The sequence below is a fragment of the Paenibacillus sp. AN1007 genome, from assembly GCF_040702995.1.
Taxonomy (GTDB): domain Bacteria; phylum Bacillota; class Bacilli; order Paenibacillales; family Paenibacillaceae; genus Paenibacillus.
This window is the reverse complement of sequence record NZ_CP159992.1, coordinates 4,245,144-4,261,145: the sequence shown is the minus strand read 5'-3', so window position 1 is coordinate 4,261,145 and position 16,002 is coordinate 4,245,144. Positions and strand designations below refer to the sequence as shown.

The window sequence follows — 16,002 nt, the reverse complement described above, 5'->3', positions numbered from 1 at the left end:
TCATGGATTATTTAAGAAGCGTTTCGGAGGCCTTGGTCCCCCACGCTTCTTTTTTGTTGTCTTTTCACGCCAAGGGAGGAACGAACAATGGATAAAGAGATGATTTTGGTGACGGCTCCGAATGAAGCTGGACGTAAATTTGTGAAATTGCTGATGTACAAAAAAATGCCTTTTGCCGTTCTGACGAATAGTGCTGGTGAGGAGCGCAAACTTCGCCAGATTGGCGTAGAACATGTGATCCGCATGAATACGGCAGCGGCTGAAAAATGGTTTTTGCCGCAGGGCAGTGTAGGGAATGTATTTATTTTTGAAAATAGTCTGAACTTGACCTGCCGTTATCTGCAGATTTGCCGGTCATGGACATCCAAGTCCCTGTGTGTGATCACAGAGCAGAGCCATCCTAAAGGGATTTATCGGGGGATGGGGGCTGACAAAATCGTGTATTCATTGAACGGAGAAGTCGGTTTCCTTCTCAACAGCTGCAGCAAACAGGAAGCTGAAGTCAGCAGCTTATGATTGAGATTGATTCGATGTAAGACGCCTGCTATAATTGCAGCTATAGACTAACGGAATTTGAGGAGACTCATGCTTGTCGTGGGTCTTCTTTTTTTATGGATACAGTATGCAAGCTAGGGGTGACCTGCGGCTTATGAGGAGGAATCGGCGTGCCGGATATTGCCGGATTGAAGTGGTTGTTTTTTGATGTGGGGGATACGCTGGTGGATGAATGGGAGCCGGTAGACGATATCATCGGTCAATTCGTTCGTGAAGCTTGTGCTTATGGCTATCCAGTGAAAATTGAAGCGGTACGAGAGCTGTTTGCATCCTGTTATCGTAATTATGAACAGTGGCCAATGAAAGCTGCAATACGTACATATATTCATGATGAAGATCACCGCAAGCAGATTCAGGACAAGCTGAAATTCCGCAAAGAACTGGAGCGGCCCTTCCCTTCGGCGGCCAAGGTGCTGGAACGGCTCTCACATTACTATCGTATTGGCATCATAGCCAATCAGAGTCCTGGAACTGAGACTCGGCTGGAGAGTTACGGACTTCGGAAGTATGTCGATGTTCTGGCCTGTTCAGCGGAAGAAGGCGTGTCCAAGCCGGACCCGGAGCTGTATGCGGTTGCGCTGAAACAAGCTGGATGTGCTCCAGAAGAAGCGGTGATGGTCGGAGACCGAATCGATAATGATATCATACCAGCACGCAGCCTGGGCCTGCATACCATCCGTATTTTACAGGGATACGGAAGGTTTCAGCCCGAAACGTCGGAAGATGAGCGGGCGGACTGGACTGTTGAATCACTGGACGAACTGCTGCCCCTGCTCATACCTGATGACGATGCAAGTAAACCTATATAACGATCTGGTCGATGAGATCGGATTCGAGGTATAGGTGTCTGGGTGGCTTAACAAAGCAAAGACACCAAAAGGCTGATGCGCCCGTGTACTGCGGCACATCAGCCTTTTTTTATTTTGGAATGATATAAGCCTAAATCCTTTTTACACAGAAACGTTGATTGAAAGGAACAACCTGAAAAGCGAAGCGTTCGCCTTATATAGGTTAGAACAGCATGATGGTCTGGATAATGAGATATACATTCAGCACAACGATGATGGCAGCAATGATCCAGGAAACGATTTTGAGCCAAAGTTTGTTGACAAAAGGTCCCATGCTTTTTTTGTCGCTTGTAAACATGACAAGTGGAATGACAGCAAAAGGCAATTGCAGAGATAGAACGACCTGACTTAAGATCAGCAGTTCTTCTGTGCCGTGTTCACCCGCAATTGCGGTGACGATGACAGCTGGGATAATTGCGATCAGACGGGTGACCAGTCTGCGCAGCCATGCCGGGATACGGATATTCAGGAAACCTTCCATGACGATTTGGCCCGCCAGTGTGCCTGTAAGGGTGGAGTTTTGACCGGATGCGAGCAAAGCAACGCCGAACAGGATACTGGCAATCGTTGTGCCGAGCAGTGGTGTCAGCAGATGATAGGCATCTGAAATCTCGGCGACCTGTGTCATGCCTGCACTGTGAAATACAGCCGCAGATACGATCAGAATGGCGGCGTTGATGAACAGTGCGAGTGTTAAAGCAATGGTTGAATCCAGCGTAGTATAGCGAATGGCTTCTCTTTTGCCCTGAGTGGTCTGCTCAATCTGGCGGGTCTGTACAATGGAAGAGTGCAGATACAGATTATGGGGCATGACGGTAGCGCCGATGATGCCAATCGCAATATACAGCATGGCCGGGTTTTGCAAAATCTCGGTGCTGGGTACAAATCCGTGAAGAACACCGCCCATATCGGGTTTTGCCAAAAACAGGTCGATGCCAAAACAGAGCGCAATGGTCGCCATCAGCACAATGACGAGTGTCTCCAGTGCACGGAAGCCTTTGTTCTGCAGTACCAGAATGAGAAGCACGTCCACAGCGGTAATGATCACCCCGTACAGCATAGGGATATTAAATAGAAGCTTGAGAGCAATTGCCGAGCCGATGACTTCAGCCAGATCGGTAGCAGCAATCGCCAGCTCACATAGAATCCATAACATCATGACAACAGGGGGGCTAAAACGTTCGCGACAGGCTTGAGCCAAATCCCGCCCGGTCGCAATACCCAGTTTGCCTGCGAGGGACTGAAGCACTACGGCCATCATGTTTGAAATAAGAATGACGGATAGTAAGGTATATCCGAATTGGGAGCCGCCTGCGATATCAGTGGCCCAGTTCCCAGGGTCCATATAACCGACAGCTACGAGATAACCCGGACCAACAAAAGCAAGAAATTTTTTCCACCATGCTGCATTCTTAGGGACTTTCATGGAACTGTGTGCTTCACCCAGTGAAGGGGCCATTGATGCTGCAGATGCAGTTTCGCTGGCTGGAGAATTAAATGGATTTTTATGACTCATACTTGGATCACCTGACTTTACAATAAGATGTGATCGGCCTGCAGCCGAGGATTGATCAATTTTTGTATGTGCTCTGGCACGAATACTACAGTGTATACTTCCTATAAAAAGATAGGCTTAACAATAAAGGAAAAAACGACAGCGATATATCTAAAATTTTATGTTCACATTTACATTGTACACCTACAATAATTTTTGTCTAGTGCAACTTTTATGTGCTTGGACAAAAAAAGAGTCATACCAAAATATATCTTATAATATCTTACCCATGATGCCGAAAAAAACAGCCTCACATAGGGAGTGCATGAAATGGAGTCAATTGTAAATGCTGATAAAGAGGACAATCTGGCGTTTCAAATCGGGCCAGAAGTTTAAAATGAATTGTAGGCAGTTAAAATTACAGCAGCAAAGGAGAGATTTCTGATGGAAGCTTTATATACAGCTACAGCAACGGTAAAAGGTGGACGTACAGGTTCGGTAGCTTCTTCGGACGGGGTACTGCAGCATGATCTGAAAATGCCGAAAGAGCTGGGTGGAGCCGGAGGAGAAGGAACCAACCCTGAGCAGCTTTTTGCAGCCGGATACGGTGCTTGTTACGAAAGTGCTTTGGCTAATGTAGCCCGCAAAGCAGGAGTGAAATTGGAAAACGTCGTTGTAACCAGCAACGTCTCCATCGGTAAAGATCCTGCAGATGATGGATTTAGACTGGCAGTACGTCTCGATGTAAGTATGCCGGGCGTAGATCACAGCCAGGCTGAGGATCTGGCCCGCAAGGCTCATGACTTCTGCCCTTACTCCAAAGCAACACGCGGCAATATCGACGTTGTACTGAACGTAGTTTAATAAATAGACGGACCCGAGCTCTTTATGCCGGAGTCACTGGTGAAATAGAGAGCAGGGTATGCAGCGATACCCCATGTTCAAACACGAAGCCCTGCTGGCGATTCAGCAGGGTTTTGTTTTCCATATCTAAACATGAAGGGAGGAATATCCTGACCTTAGCGCGTACTCTTTTACATAACAGTACAGACATTCATGCCACATATTCCATAAGGGGGAACGGCGATGAGTATTGAAGAGATGATTGAGAGAAAATTTGTATGCACCAAATGCCGGGGGACGGATTGCAGCATCAAAGAAGTTTCCATGTCAGGCGCGGGACTCAGCAAAGTATTTGATATTCAGCATAACCATTATTTGTTTGTAAGCTGTACGTCCTGCGGTTATGTAGAGGTCTTTAACCCGGATGTGCTGAAAGGTAAAAAACAGGGACAGGTTGGTACGATTCTGGATATTCTCTTTGGCGGATAGGCATTGGTAAGTTGACATTGACCTGAAATTTCTTTAATATGACTTAGTACTGAAAAATGTCAGTGTCATCAGCATGAACCAAATTTGAATTCACAGGGTGATATCCATGTCTTATAGACCAAGTATTGCACAACTGCAAGTAGCCAGCAAAAACGAAAAAGACGGATTGTACGAATTTACGATGAAACTCGTGGATGGTACACAGTGCCGTGTATTCTACTCCAAGTCTCCGGATTGGAAAATGACTGCGATCAGCCGTCTGCAGAAAACACCCTGCCCTGTATGTCGTAAAGATTTCATCTGCAAATGTATGGATCAATGGTCAGGTGACCTGCACCAACAGATGGTGGACGACGAGTGGATGGAAAAAGCACTGGCTGAGTAATTGTTGGACAGATATGAGCGTAGGCAATGAGCCTGCGCTTTTTTTCTATTTTGGTACGGAAAGCATGACATAAAGTTCAGATTCGGCGAGAAATGTTGGCTCAAAGTGGGTAAGTATTGTCACAGCACCATAATAGGAGGCCACTATACGATGACAGCAGCTCATAAGGATAAGCACGAGGGACACCCGATTGTTCTTGTCGACGGCGTATGCAGCTTCTGCCAGGGATTAACAAAATGGATTATCAAGCGTGACCCGGAGGGGAAATATCACTTTGCTTCACTTCAGTCTGAGGTGGCGAAGGGACTGCTGGAGAAGGGCGGCCTGAAGACAGACAGCATGGATACGTTTGTCTTGATTGAAGATGGAAAATACTACACACGTTCAACTGCGGCGCTAAGGCTGGCTAAAGGTTTAAAGTTTCCCTATCCGCTGCTCTATATGTTTATTATCGTGCCCAAATTCATTCGTAATGCGGTGTATAACTGGGTTGCACGCAATCGATATCGCTGGTTCGGGAAAGAAGAAGCATGTATGCTGCCTACACCTGAGACTAAAGACCGATTTCTATAAGTATATAAGTAGCAGTTTTTCAGGATAATCTTCCATAAGAAAGAAATTGCCTGTAAGATGTTTAATGTCGGAAATTATTGGGTAATAGTATAAGTCAAATTATTTTTACATTATTGGGAGGATAACAACTTGAAGAAGTGGACGACAATGATTATTGGGGCATTACTAACAGTAAGCTTGGCAGCATGCGGGAACGATACAGATAAATCTGCAGCGCCATCAGCAGGAAACGAAACGACAACAAACGAGAGCGGTAAAACGGCGGAGCAGACTGCGGCTGTTCCAACACTGGATGAATTGCTTGCCAAAACAGGTGAAGCAACGAAAGCACTGAAAAGCTTCACGACTGAAGCCAACATCGATCAGAAGATCAAACTGGATGCAGGTGAGCAGTCTCAGGATCAGCAGGTGAAAACGTCTTTGAAAATGGATATCATTAAAGATCCGATGATGATCTATCAAGAGATGGAACTGGATATGTCTGGACAGAAGCAAAATGTAAAACAGTATATTACTTCAGACAAAATTTACTCCCAAGTAGGTGACCAGTGGGTAGCCATTCCAGAAGATCAAACGAAGGCACTCATCGAACAATTGAAAGCTAGCATGAATCCGGAAAAAGAGCTGGACCAATTCAAAAAAGTAAAAGAAGACGTTAAGATCACCGAAGAGGGCGACAACTATGTCCTGAACGCAGATGTGTCTGGTGACAATGTCAAGGAATTGGCTAAATCCGTTATGGAACAAAACGGTTCAGATGCTCAAATGAAGGCTATGCTTGATCAAATGAATATTAAGAGCATGAAAATGAAATATTTGATTAACAAAGAGACGTCTCTTATGGAGAAGATCGATGTAGAAATGATGATGGAAATGGAGCAAAACAATCAGAAAATGACGATGGACATGAAAATGGACACTTCATTCTCCAACCATGACAAGGTAGCGGAAATCAAGATCCCTCAAGAGGCGCTGGACAGCGCGAAGTAAGTGACAGCCTAACAAAACACCTTTGAATCTGACTTCGGTATACCCTGCAGGTAGCCGAATGAGGGTCAAGGGTGTTTTTTGGTTTTTGCCTCCTGTCAAAATGGTATAGTATAGGCATATGTGATTTATTTATAACTATGGACATAATCAGCATGATAAGCACGGGGCTCCGCATCGCTGTGTAAGGTTATGCATCATTGTCATACTGGGAAGGGGACGCTGAGATGATTAGATATGCACATATTCATCACGTAAGTCTGGCTGTTCGAGATTTGGAGAAGGCTAAAAAATTTTATTCCGGCTTGTTAGGTATGCAGGAGATTAAACGTCCACCTTTTCGTTCAACGGGTACGTGGTACGCCATCGGCAGTCAGCAGCTTCATCTGCTGCAGCATCCAGATGGTCACACCTTGCGGGAAGCAGGAATTGATACGACAGACGGACACTTTGCACTATGGGTGGTCAGTTATTCGGAGACGATTGCCTGGCTGGAGCAGCAGGGCATTGATTATGAGGCCAGACCTGATAGTGTGGCTGGATTTGCCCAGATTTTTATTCTCGATCCTGATCGAAATATTATCGAGTTTGGTGCACCATATGGTTCCTAGATAAGCAGGATAGAATAAATATCTTGCTCGTCCAGAAATTGTATGTTATATTATGTATAAATTCACAGCACGTGACGGAAGCACCGTCCATATCCTGCAGCTTTACGCAGGTAATGGACGGTGCTTTTTTGTGCTTCTTTGCAAGGAGGGAATGAGAAGGTGATCGTACTTAAAGCGGTACTGGTGTCAAGGGATAAAGATTATATTCGTGCCTGGCTTGATTATATACAGGGCCATTCATCAAGCTTCCACATGCGATTCACTGCTTTTTCCCAGTGGGATGCCTTCAGAAGTTATATGGATAAACAGACTGAACGCGAAGTGCCTGATGTGATCATTGCTGAGCCGGAGTTTTTGAACCCGTGGCTGATGAATGGAGGGAGGGAATCAGGCGTGCCATGGCTCATGCTTAGTGAGGGGAGTGAAGAAGGAAGCGAGATAAATCGGCTCATGAAGTATCAGCCGCTACCTGTTCTGCTGGAAGCTGTCAGGAACGCCTGCCGGCAGCCGCGGACCAAGCGAAATCGGCGTCCGGGTCAAGAGACGTTAACAGTTGGTTTATTATCGGCATCAGGTGGCAGTGGTAAAACAGCCGCAGCCCTGCATATGGCGAAGCAGCTTGGACTCGCGGGGTATGCAGTGCTGTATCTTAATCTGGAGACGCTGGACAGTTCGCTTCCTTTTTTGGAGAGCGGACTGGGGCAGGGCAGTCAGCCTCATGGGGAAGCGGAGACGGGATTATCACGGCTGTTATACGAACTAAAGGCTCATAAAAGGGAGATGGCGAACGGACAGGTTCAGAAGAAACATCCTGAGCCGGAGCACAGTTCGACACCAGGGAAAGGTGGGGAAATCAAAGGGCCGGGTGAATATGTTATTTCACATGAGGCGTTAAAGTCGGATATATTCTGGCCGTTAGCAAACCGGAGTGAAATGCTGCAGATGTCTAAGGCCGACACTGTGAGTCTTATCCGATACCTGAGTGATTGTGGACATTATGAAGTAGTCATTGTGGACGGAGATTCGGGCTGGAATGGACGAAGTGAAGGCATAATGGAAGCGGCGGATTCCTTCGTCTGGCTGATTGAGGATGATATTGCTGCAATGCACCGATGGGGGCAGTGGCTGCAGCATGCTGAACGAACCCATCCGGATATGCTGGCAGGTATGCTGGAACGTACGTATTTCGTAATCAATAAACATCGTGAGCAGGTGCTTAATCCTTTACCAAGGGCTGATCTGCAAGTGGATGCAGTCCTGCCTTATATTCCTTCCTGGAAGCAGCTCAATCAGGCGGAGGTTATGCTGAGTTCGCCCATCTTTCAGCGTGAAGTGAAGAAATTGTGTGCACTGCTGTTTCGAGCTGAGGGAGAAGAGCGGCGGCAGACAGGGCAGACTCCTCAACAGGGATCGTGGGTTCTATGACAGAACATTCACGTTTCGGGCATATCAGAGAGCGCGAACAGCAATTTCAAGCCATGCGCAGGGAAATACGTGCATCACTGGATCTGACTTCATCGGCTGGCGATGAGGAACTGTGGCAGGGAATCGAGAAGAAGGTCCTTGGTGATCCGAATCTAAAAGATATGACTTCGGGTGAACGTCATGCTTTGATACAGCGATTATTTGATTCTTTTCGCGGACTGGATATGCTGCAGCCTCTGGTTGATGACCCCGATATTACAGAGATTATGATCAACAGTCATCAGGAAATTTTTGTAGAGAAGGAAGGGGAAGTCAGGCGGATTCCGCAGCAGTTTGAGTCCAGAGAACGGCTGGAGGATATTATACAGATGGTCGTATCTCAGGTGAACCGAATTGTTAATGAATCTTCTCCTATTGTCGATGCGCGCATGAAGGATGGTTCGCGGGTCAACATTGTCCTGCCGCCCATTGCGCTTAAAGGTCCAACCATGACAATCCGGAAATTCCCGCACGAACCGATGAGCATGTCGGAACTGATTGAGAAAGGGGCTCTGCACCAGGAAGCTGCCGTGTTGTTGCAACAGTTAGTACGGAGCAGGTATAACATTTTTATCGGAGGTGGAACAGGGTCAGGGAAAACGACCTTTCTGAATGCTCTAGCCCAATTCATACCTGTTGATGAACGGATTATTACGATTGAGGATTCGGCAGAGCTGCAGATTGTGACGGTCCCTAACCTTGTCTCGTTGGAAACCCGAAACGCCAACACGGAGGGGAAAGGACAAATTTCTATCCGGGATTTGATCAGAACTTCCCTGCGGATGCGTCCGAACCGGATTATTATTGGAGAAGTGAGGGGATCTGAGGCACTGGATATGCTGCAGGCGATGAATACTGGCCATGATGGAAGCTTGTCAACGGGGCACGCCAATACGATCCAGGACATGATGAGCAGACTTGAAACGATGGTACTCAGTGGTGCGGAACTTCCAATTACCGTTGTGAGGCAGCAGATCGGCTCAGCTATCGATATTTTTGTACATCTTTCCCGCCTTCGTGACCGATCAAGGCGAGTGACGGAAATCAGTGAAGTGATTGGTATGCAGCATGGGGAAGTGGTGCTGAACCCTTTGTTTCGTTTTCAAGAAGACGAGGAGCGGGAAGGGCGCATTATCGGTGGACTAATCGGAACGGGGAGACTAATGAACGTGGATAAAGTTCGGATGGCTGGACTTGGACAATGGCTTGATGGATATCTGGAACAAATCGCCGGGCGAGAGTCGCAGGTGAATGAGCAGTATAATAAGCAGCAGAACGAACAAGAGGTTGAAGAAAATGAAATTGAAATCTTATAACAACAGTATTGAGTGAAAAATCGTTGGCTGAAGTCGTTGATAGTGTTATCCGTATCTCGCTTACGAAACGACATCATGGGGAGGAGGTGCAGTGTGGAGCGAGGGAGGCAGGTTTTGACGGATTATACCGTATATGCACTTGGTTCCAAACAGCGTCTGGTGTGCATGCTGGTCAGCGGTCTATTGTTCTTTGGTGTTGGTTTGCTTTTTTATCATCACTGGCTTGCAGGAGCTGTTCTGGCTGCAGGGTGTATATGGGTACCGAGGTTTTGGACAAAGGTGCTTCTTGAACGGAGAAGAATGACGCTTAGTCTGCATTTCAAACAAGCCCTTTATGCACTGTCTTCCGCGCTGGCGGCCGGAAAATCAGTAGAGAACGGGTTTAAGGAATCGGTTGAAGACCTGCGAATGTTGAATCCGGAAGCAGATACGGATTTGATTCGGGAATTCACCATATTGCGGACACGGATGGAATACGGACAGCCGATTGAAGAGGCGCTCCAGGATTTTTCGGATCGTGCACAGATTGAAGATATCACCAATTTTGCAGACGTGTTTATTACCTGCAAACGAACGGGGGGTGATCTGGTGGAAGTGGTCCGCCGTACCTCTGCAGTGATAGGAGAGAAGCTGGATATACAGCAGGATATTATGGTCGCCGTGGCCCAGAAAAGATTTGAATCCAAGGTGATGTTTGCAGCACCGTTTATCTTTCTGCTATTTCTCAACTGGACGGCGGGTGATTTCATGAAGCCGCTATACAGCGGGCTTGGATATCTCATCTCTACAGGTGCACTTGCTGTTCTGGTCTGCTGTTACTTGTGGATTCATCGCATTATGGATATCAAAGTGTGAGGAGATGAAAGGATGCTGCTGTCCCTCATCATTGGAGGCGTGCTCGGAACGGGGTGGATCATGCTTGATCGAACCCGGGGGCAAACCTATAGACATTTGCGAAAGCTGCATATGGAAGGGATACGTTTTAAAAAAATGCATGGCCCGTTTCTGTTCATCATGGACAAGTTGGAGATGAGCCGCAGACTACCTGTGCTCATGTTCCGAATGCAGCATGCGATCCAGAAGATGCACGGCGTGCAGCATAGCGGTGAGAAAACGCTGCTCTATTGTGCCGAGATGCTGACCTACTCATGGCTGCTGATGCTGGCAGGGTGCCTGCTTGCACTTGTCGGGGAAGTAGGTACAGGAGGATTAGTCGGGGGATTTGTTCTTGGAATGGCTGTACCCTTTGCAATGTATAAAGATCTTGACACCAAAGTAAAGCGAAGGGACCAGGATATCCTCTTAGAGCTGCCTGAACTGCTTAATCGGATTGTGCTTCTGGTTGGAGCGGGAGAAACGGTGCAGCGTGCGATCGTTCATTGTGTGAACAACCAGGGCGAACGGGAACATCCATTGTATAACGAGCTGCGAAGGGCAGCAGAGGATTGGAATAACGGTTATTCGTTCCAGCAGTCCTTCGAGCAGTTCAGCCGCCGCTGTGGTGTACAGGAAGTGACGATTTTTACAACGACCGTGCTGCTGAATTTAAGGCGTGGGGGAGGTGACTTTGTATTGGCGCTGCGGGATCTGTCACATGTTTTGTGGGAGAAACGCAAGGCGGTCAGCCGGGCCAAGGGAGAGAAGGCTTCTTCCAAACTGGTGTTTCCGATGGTATTGATCTTTTTTACAATTGTGGTCATGATCGGTGCGCCTGCTTTTATGATGATGAATATGTAGGAGGGATTGGGATGTTTGTACCGAGAAGCAGCACGATCGAAGTGATGAAGAACAAGACAGCCGCATTGTGGAAAGACGAAGAGGGTCTGGGTACGCTGGAACTGATTCTGATCATCGGTGTAATTATCATTATTGCGCTCATCTTTAAAGACCAGATTACACGATTGATTACAAGTCTGCTTTCCAAAGTGGATACAAAAAGCAATGAATTTTTCCCGGGTAAATAAGCTCAGGAAGGAAGAAGGGAGCTTCACCGTTGAAGCTTCCCTGGTCTTTCCGATCCTGCTGTTTATTCTGGTGCTGCTGCTTTTTTTTACCATGTATATGTATCAAAAAACATTTTTGAACCAGCACGCCTATGCAGCGTCTGAACGAGCAGCCTACAGCTGGGATAACAGCCGCAAACAAGCACTGACTGGGGAGTATACTGCCGGAGAACATGATCCTTTGTACTGGCGGATAACAGACGATCGGCTATTGGGTGCATTGTTTGGGTGGGCAGGAGCGGATAATGAGATTAGTGTTCCTGTACCTGGATATGAAGACGGTAATCTTTCAGAAAAAAAGTTAATTCAAGCCTCCAGTCATATGCCTTCAGCCATGAAAGGCACAATGATGTATCAAAATACATTGATCCAGCGGAAGGTCACAACCAGGCTTGAGCAGGTCATATTTCTGCCTCTGCCCTCATTTTTATTCAATTCAGGCAGCGGTGTGCTCACACAGGGCTCATCCGCAGTTGTGGAACCAGTCGAATTCATTCGAATGGTCGATTTGGCAAGGTATTACGGTGCGAAGTTCAAAGGTAAAGGCGGGAAGGCAGCGGCTTTATCTGCAGAAGCGGGACAAGTTATACAGTATTTTGGCAAAAGCAAAAAATAGTAGAGGAGGAGGGAGGCGCTGTTTCGAAAAAGAGATGGTGAATCAGGTGCTGTCACGCTGTTTATAATCTTAATTTTGGCTGGAGTGTATATGTTTGTGGCGATCTTTATTGATTATGCACGAATGGCAGCTTTCAAGGTACAGGCCGAGCGGATGGCACATGCTGCAATGAGATCGGTTATGTCAGCTTATGATACATCACTTCGGGAGTATGGTTTGTTTGCGTATGGCGACAGCAGCGGAGATGCGATTATGGCTAAGGTATTGAATGATAGTGTAAAACCTTCATCTGTAAAAGATGGGTTCCCGATTCTGGATATTCAATGGGATACGACATCACTACGTATGGAGCGTGAACTGGGCAGGTATCATATTTTTAATCGTCAGATTCAGGAGGACATGAAGTATAGGGCTCCGGTTGACTTTGTGATTGAAGTGATTAATCGATTCAAGCCAATCTCGGATGAGATGAAAGAAGCGGCACATACGGTAGACCTGCTGAAGAAATTACAAAAGCTCTATGACAAACGCGAGAAACTGCTGGATGAAGCGATATCCAATCAGGCAGCGTCTGCAGAGAAGGTCAAGAGGCTCCCCGTCTTGATTATGAAATCCCCTGCCCAGATGATCTATGACGAAATGCTTGAAGAAACCCCGGATACCGCAGCAGAAACTGCGGCACGTTATGCCGATTACTTAAGCAAGAAGCAGGCAGATGAGGGGCTGCCTTTTAACGAACAGCAGTACATATTGGAATTGGGGCGTTACCGGACAGGAGTAAATCATGTAGTGACAGAGATCAGCATGCTGCTGCAGCCAGCACTTCAGACCCATCAGACCAAGCTTGTGGAAGCACAGGCCAAGATTGAAGAGGCACGGCAAATAAATGAAGAGATGAAACGAGTCATTGCAGAAGGAGAAAGTCGTTCCGAGAATGCCGATTATGAGCACGTGGGAAGCGCTGCTCTGCCTGGAACGAGTGCTCCATCTACCGGTTCCGGCAGTGAAGTCAAAAGTACACGTTCACTTGCTTCGGAGCTTGTGAGGGAGGATGTTTTGTTTGATCGTTTAAGTTCCCGTGTCCATTCGCAAAATGAATCATTTTCTGACATGCGAAAAGACAGTATTGAACTAAACGCACAGCTTCGTGATGTAATACATAGGAGTGGGGTTCCGATTAAACCTGCTGTTATACGGGCTGGTCAGACTGTGGAACAATACATGGATTCCTTCGGGAGAAAAGGTCCTTCCAATCTCATTGCGCAAAGTAAGCAGGAGCTTGAGAACGGGCGTGGATCGGATGCGCAGCGCAAAGAGAATGACAAGCAGTCCAAAGGGGAATTGAGAGCAGTCAAGCGAATACTTACCCGAATTGAAAAAGGGAATTCCGGTTCGAAGCAGGCCTTCAAGCAGCTGGAACAATTCTATGAGGACAATTTGGAGCTGAATGAGAAGAGTAAAGGAAATGTGGAAACGGCTGACGTTGCGAGTGATCCTTACGATTCCGGAGGTCAGGCTATGAGGGGGATGGATCATCTGTTTGGCGGAATGTCTGGGCTGCTGGATGATCTTGGAGATGAGTTATTTCAGAATGAGTATGCACTCGCCTACTTTAACTCGATGGATTTTGGTCAGTTGTTCTCTTGGACCGAAGGCAGTGGAGATGCTAATGATGTGTTTAAGCTGGAGAATCAGGAGCTGGAATATATCATTTATGGCTTTCACAATCCTTCAGGTAACATCGCGGCTGCATATGCGGAGGTTTTCGGCATACGTCTGGCCATTCGTACAGCCGAAGGTTTAGTTGAGAACAGTAAGCTGGGGAATCCGCTTCTTGTGCTGTCTGCGGCAATACTATATGGAATTACGCATGCTGTAGAAGATATGGTCAAACTGGCTAAAGACGGCAGTGTCGAGTTATCCAAATATATTAAAGTGGAGCTGACGTATAGGGATCATCTTCGACTATTCCTGCTCATGCACAGCAGTAATGAACGTAAAATGTCACGTATGCTGGCATTGATTCGGTTGAATACGGGTGTGAATCCGGATGAGAAGCAGACGTATGCTTCCGGGCAGATCCGGAGCAGCATCAAGCTGTGGTTCCTGCCCGGAGTTGTACGAAGTATAGGTGCTGCCATGGGCAGTGCGGATCAAGTAGAGGATGGACGGTTGTTCATTGAACGGAAGGCGGATTATTCCTATTGAACAGGTGGAGAGATTTGATTGCAGGCAGGGTAGATAAACAAATTCAGGTTGAGGATGAAAGGACAAGTGTGCGGATACAGCATCGAATCTTGCGAATCAGTAGAGCGGAACGCTTGAAGCTGATGCGAGAACAGATGTTGGAAGCTAAAAAAGAGCAGGGCAGCATGGTGCTGGAGGCTTCGCTGGTTCTGCCTGTTTTCCTATTCTTTATTCTGTTTCTGATCTTCATCGTTCAGATGACATTAATCTCAACTGCTCTGCAAAGTGCAGCAGGGGAAACCGTAAAACAGCTGTCAACTAAAGTATATCCGGTCTCGCTTGTATTTGCTCCTTCTGATGCTGCCGGAGGCGAGAGTTCAGAGCAGGCATGGAAGTGGCCCAAGCTATCTCTGACGGAATGGGCGGACGATTACGCCTCTTTATTACCAGAACCGTTAAGTGACTGGGTACGAGCGGCAGCGAAAAGTGGAGAAGAGCCGCTGCAAAACATTAAATCCTCAGCAGTGGAGACGGTGCTTGATCCTGTTGTCAAGCCGCTGCTGCAGCCATTTGTTGAATCGGCGCTGCTGGATTTAGAGCGGACTCATGTTAACGGAGTATCCGTTCCCAACCTGAAGAGTAGAACGAATCCTTATTTCAGACTTGAGCTGAGTTACGAGCTGCCTGTGAAGGTTCCTTTTCTCGGGAAAGCTCTGCGGATTCAGGCTGCTGCGGCAGAACGGATATGGATTGGTGACACAGGCGAGGGAACAGGCGGTGAGGACGGGAGTGGCAGCAGCCCGAGGGCTGCAGTCATTTTGTCCAAGCCGGACCCGGCTTTTATAGGCAACTATGCATCGATTAAGGTTCAGGTAGAACCGGGAGCTTCGGCGAATCTCACGATTTTTTACAAGTCAGGTGAGAGTACCGCGAAGCACATCGGCTGGGCGGTTGCTGATGAACAGGGAATCATAGAGTGGACCTGGTTTGTCGGTACGCGAACAACGGAAGGGTCATGGATTTTTGTTGTGGAGACAGCGGAAGGTGCTCAGACGGAAGATTCGTTTACTGCAGCATCCAGAAAATAAGGAGAGATGATATAGGTGGGATGGTTTTATATGGCCTGTGGTGTATATCTTCTGGCGGCATTCGTGACCGATGTACGCTCTATGAAAATTCCGAATCGGTTGACCCTGCCAGTGACGGGTGCGGGTGTGACAGCCCATCTTGTATGGGGAGGGTGGGAAGGCATGCTGTTCTCATTAGGCGGATTCGCTGCCGGTTTCGGCATGGTGTTCCTAATGTATGCAGTCGGTGCGGTTGGGGCGGGAGATGTGAAATTGTTCGGGGGGATTGGTGCGTGGACTGGATTTACATTTGGCCTGCATGTGATGATGTATTCAGTCTTGTACGCTGGCGTGATCGGACTAGTCATTCTCTTGTTTCGCAGAGATGCTGCTAAGCGAATACGGGCAGTGGCATGGAATCTGATCCGTTTCTTCAAAATGGGTTCTCTTAAACTCGTAAGTCAAGAAAAATCACTAAAGTTTCCTTTTATGCTGGCTGTGCTGCCTGGATTCGTCAGCTCATGGATCTATATGGCTTCTTAAACTGTCTATGGGCTTGCAGA

The 16,002-nt window shown here is 47.3% G+C and carries 18 protein-coding genes; 17 read left to right on the top strand and 1 reads right to left on the bottom strand.

Features of this window, described 5'->3' with window-relative positions; genetic code table 11:
- Nucleotides 1-87 precede the first annotated feature (87 nt).
- A complete protein-coding gene (locus ABXS70_RS19245; RefSeq protein ID WP_342554720.1) occupies nt 88-516 on the top strand; it encodes a hypothetical protein in 429 nt (142 codons plus the stop codon).
- Nucleotides 517-665: 149 nt separating this feature from the next.
- Nucleotides 666-1,364 (top strand): HAD family hydrolase, encoded by a 699-nt coding sequence (locus ABXS70_RS19240; RefSeq protein ID WP_342554721.1) that lies wholly within the window; start codon nt 666-668, stop codon nt 1,362-1,364.
- 202 nt (nt 1,365-1,566) lie between these two features.
- On the opposite strand, the gene ABXS70_RS19235 is transcribed toward ABXS70_RS19240, so the two are convergent.
- Complete coding sequence (locus ABXS70_RS19235; RefSeq protein ID WP_342556266.1) at nt 1,567-2,862, bottom strand: Nramp family divalent metal transporter; 1,296 nt, start codon at nt 2,860-2,862, stop codon at nt 1,567-1,569.
- A 480-nt stretch (nt 2,863-3,342) separates the two neighbouring features.
- Here ABXS70_RS19235 and ABXS70_RS19230 point away from each other — a divergent pair, with 480 nt between their 5' ends.
- The 15 genes from ABXS70_RS19230 (at nt 3,343) to ABXS70_RS19160 (ending at nt 15,982) form a co-directional block, all read left to right on the top strand.
- Nucleotides 3,343-3,762, top strand: coding sequence for an organic hydroperoxide resistance protein (locus ABXS70_RS19230; RefSeq protein WP_342554722.1), 420 nt, complete (start codon nt 3,343-3,345; stop codon nt 3,760-3,762).
- A 222-nt stretch (nt 3,763-3,984) separates the two neighbouring features.
- On the top strand, nt 3,985-4,230 hold the full coding sequence (locus ABXS70_RS19225; protein ID WP_342554723.1) for a zinc ribbon domain-containing protein: 246 nt from the start codon (nt 3,985-3,987) through the stop codon (nt 4,228-4,230).
- A gap of 106 nt (nt 4,231-4,336) precedes the next feature.
- Nucleotides 4,337-4,615: a hypothetical protein gene (locus ABXS70_RS19220; RefSeq protein WP_342554724.1), complete on the top strand. Its 279-nt coding sequence runs from the start codon at nt 4,337-4,339 to the stop codon at nt 4,613-4,615.
- A gap of 150 nt (nt 4,616-4,765) precedes the next feature.
- Nucleotides 4,766-5,188, top strand: coding sequence for a thiol-disulfide oxidoreductase DCC family protein (locus ABXS70_RS19215; protein ID WP_342554725.1), 423 nt, complete (start codon nt 4,766-4,768; stop codon nt 5,186-5,188).
- 129 nt (nt 5,189-5,317) lie between these two features.
- On the top strand, nt 5,318-6,178 hold the full coding sequence (locus tag ABXS70_RS19210; RefSeq protein WP_342554726.1) for a DUF6612 family protein: 861 nt from the start codon (nt 5,318-5,320) through the stop codon (nt 6,176-6,178).
- A gap of 224 nt (nt 6,179-6,402) precedes the next feature.
- A complete protein-coding gene (locus ABXS70_RS19205; RefSeq protein ID WP_342554727.1) occupies nt 6,403-6,786 on the top strand; it encodes a VOC family protein in 384 nt (127 codons plus the stop codon).
- 159 nt (nt 6,787-6,945) lie between these two features.
- Entirely contained in the window at nt 6,946-8,211 is a 1,266-nt protein-coding gene (locus tag ABXS70_RS19200; RefSeq protein ID WP_342554728.1) for a hypothetical protein, read from the top strand.
- Nucleotides 8,208-9,566, top strand: a complete 1,359-nt coding sequence (locus ABXS70_RS19195) for an ATPase, T2SS/T4P/T4SS family (RefSeq protein ID WP_342554729.1) — start codon at nt 8,208-8,210, stop codon at nt 9,564-9,566. The genes ABXS70_RS19200 and ABXS70_RS19195 overlap by 4 nt, the downstream gene beginning before the upstream one ends.
- Before the next feature lie 93 nt (nt 9,567-9,659).
- Nucleotides 9,660-10,421 carry a type II secretion system F family protein gene (locus tag ABXS70_RS19190; RefSeq protein ID WP_366290053.1) on the top strand — a complete coding sequence of 254 codons (762 nt, stop codon included), beginning with the start codon at nt 9,660-9,662 and terminating at the stop codon, nt 10,419-10,421.
- Nucleotides 10,422-10,433: 12 nt separating this feature from the next.
- Nucleotides 10,434-11,303: a type II secretion system F family protein gene (locus ABXS70_RS19185; protein WP_342554731.1), complete on the top strand. Its 870-nt coding sequence runs from the start codon at nt 10,434-10,436 to the stop codon at nt 11,301-11,303.
- A gap of 44 nt (nt 11,304-11,347) precedes the next feature.
- The gene (locus ABXS70_RS19180) at nt 11,348-11,530 is read left to right on the top strand and encodes a Flp1 family type IVb pilin (RefSeq protein WP_342556267.1); all 183 of its coding nucleotides are present in this window, start codon (nt 11,348-11,350) and stop codon (nt 11,528-11,530) included.
- Nucleotides 11,508-12,185, top strand: coding sequence for a TadE/TadG family type IV pilus assembly protein (locus tag ABXS70_RS19175; RefSeq protein ID WP_342554732.1), 678 nt, complete (start codon nt 11,508-11,510; stop codon nt 12,183-12,185). Before ABXS70_RS19180 ends, ABXS70_RS19175 begins: the two co-directional genes overlap by 23 nt.
- A gap of 96 nt (nt 12,186-12,281) precedes the next feature.
- A complete protein-coding gene (locus tag ABXS70_RS19170; protein ID WP_342554733.1) occupies nt 12,282-14,393 on the top strand; it encodes a hypothetical protein in 2,112 nt (703 codons plus the stop codon).
- Nucleotides 14,390-15,460, top strand: coding sequence for a pilus assembly protein (locus ABXS70_RS19165; RefSeq protein ID WP_342554734.1), 1,071 nt, complete (start codon nt 14,390-14,392; stop codon nt 15,458-15,460). The genes ABXS70_RS19170 and ABXS70_RS19165 overlap by 4 nt, the downstream gene beginning before the upstream one ends.
- Nucleotides 15,461-15,475: 15 nt before the next feature.
- On the top strand, nt 15,476-15,982 hold the full coding sequence (locus ABXS70_RS19160) for an A24 family peptidase (protein ID WP_342554735.1): 507 nt from the start codon (nt 15,476-15,478) through the stop codon (nt 15,980-15,982).
- Nucleotides 15,983-16,002: the final 20 nt, after the last annotated feature.

Coding starts and splice junctions, on each gene's coding strand:
- ABXS70_RS19205 (WP_342554727.1), top strand. CDS start 6,403: ATGATTAGATATGCACATATTCATCACGTAAGTCTGGCTGTTCGAGAT.
- ABXS70_RS19215 (WP_342554725.1), top strand. CDS start 4,766: ATGACAGCAGCTCATAAGGATAAGCACGAGGGACACCCGATTGTTCTT.
- ABXS70_RS19175 (WP_342554732.1), top strand. CDS start 11,508: ATGAATTTTTCCCGGGTAAATAAGCTCAGGAAGGAAGAAGGGAGCTTC.
- ABXS70_RS19220 (WP_342554724.1), top strand. CDS start 4,337: ATGTCTTATAGACCAAGTATTGCACAACTGCAAGTAGCCAGCAAAAAC.
- ABXS70_RS19235 (WP_342556266.1), bottom strand. CDS start 2,862: ATGGCCCCTTCACTGGGTGAAGCACACAGTTCCATGAAAGTCCCTAAG.
- ABXS70_RS19225 (WP_342554723.1), top strand. CDS start 3,985: ATGAGTATTGAAGAGATGATTGAGAGAAAATTTGTATGCACCAAATGC.
- ABXS70_RS19180 (WP_342556267.1), top strand. CDS start 11,348: ATGAAGAACAAGACAGCCGCATTGTGGAAAGACGAAGAGGGTCTGGGT.
- ABXS70_RS19230 (WP_342554722.1), top strand. CDS start 3,343: ATGGAAGCTTTATATACAGCTACAGCAACGGTAAAAGGTGGACGTACA.
- ABXS70_RS19195 (WP_342554729.1), top strand. CDS start 8,208: ATGACAGAACATTCACGTTTCGGGCATATCAGAGAGCGCGAACAGCAA.
- ABXS70_RS19185 (WP_342554731.1), top strand. CDS start 10,434: ATGCTGCTGTCCCTCATCATTGGAGGCGTGCTCGGAACGGGGTGGATC.
- ABXS70_RS19245 (WP_342554720.1), top strand. CDS start 88: ATGGATAAAGAGATGATTTTGGTGACGGCTCCGAATGAAGCTGGACGT.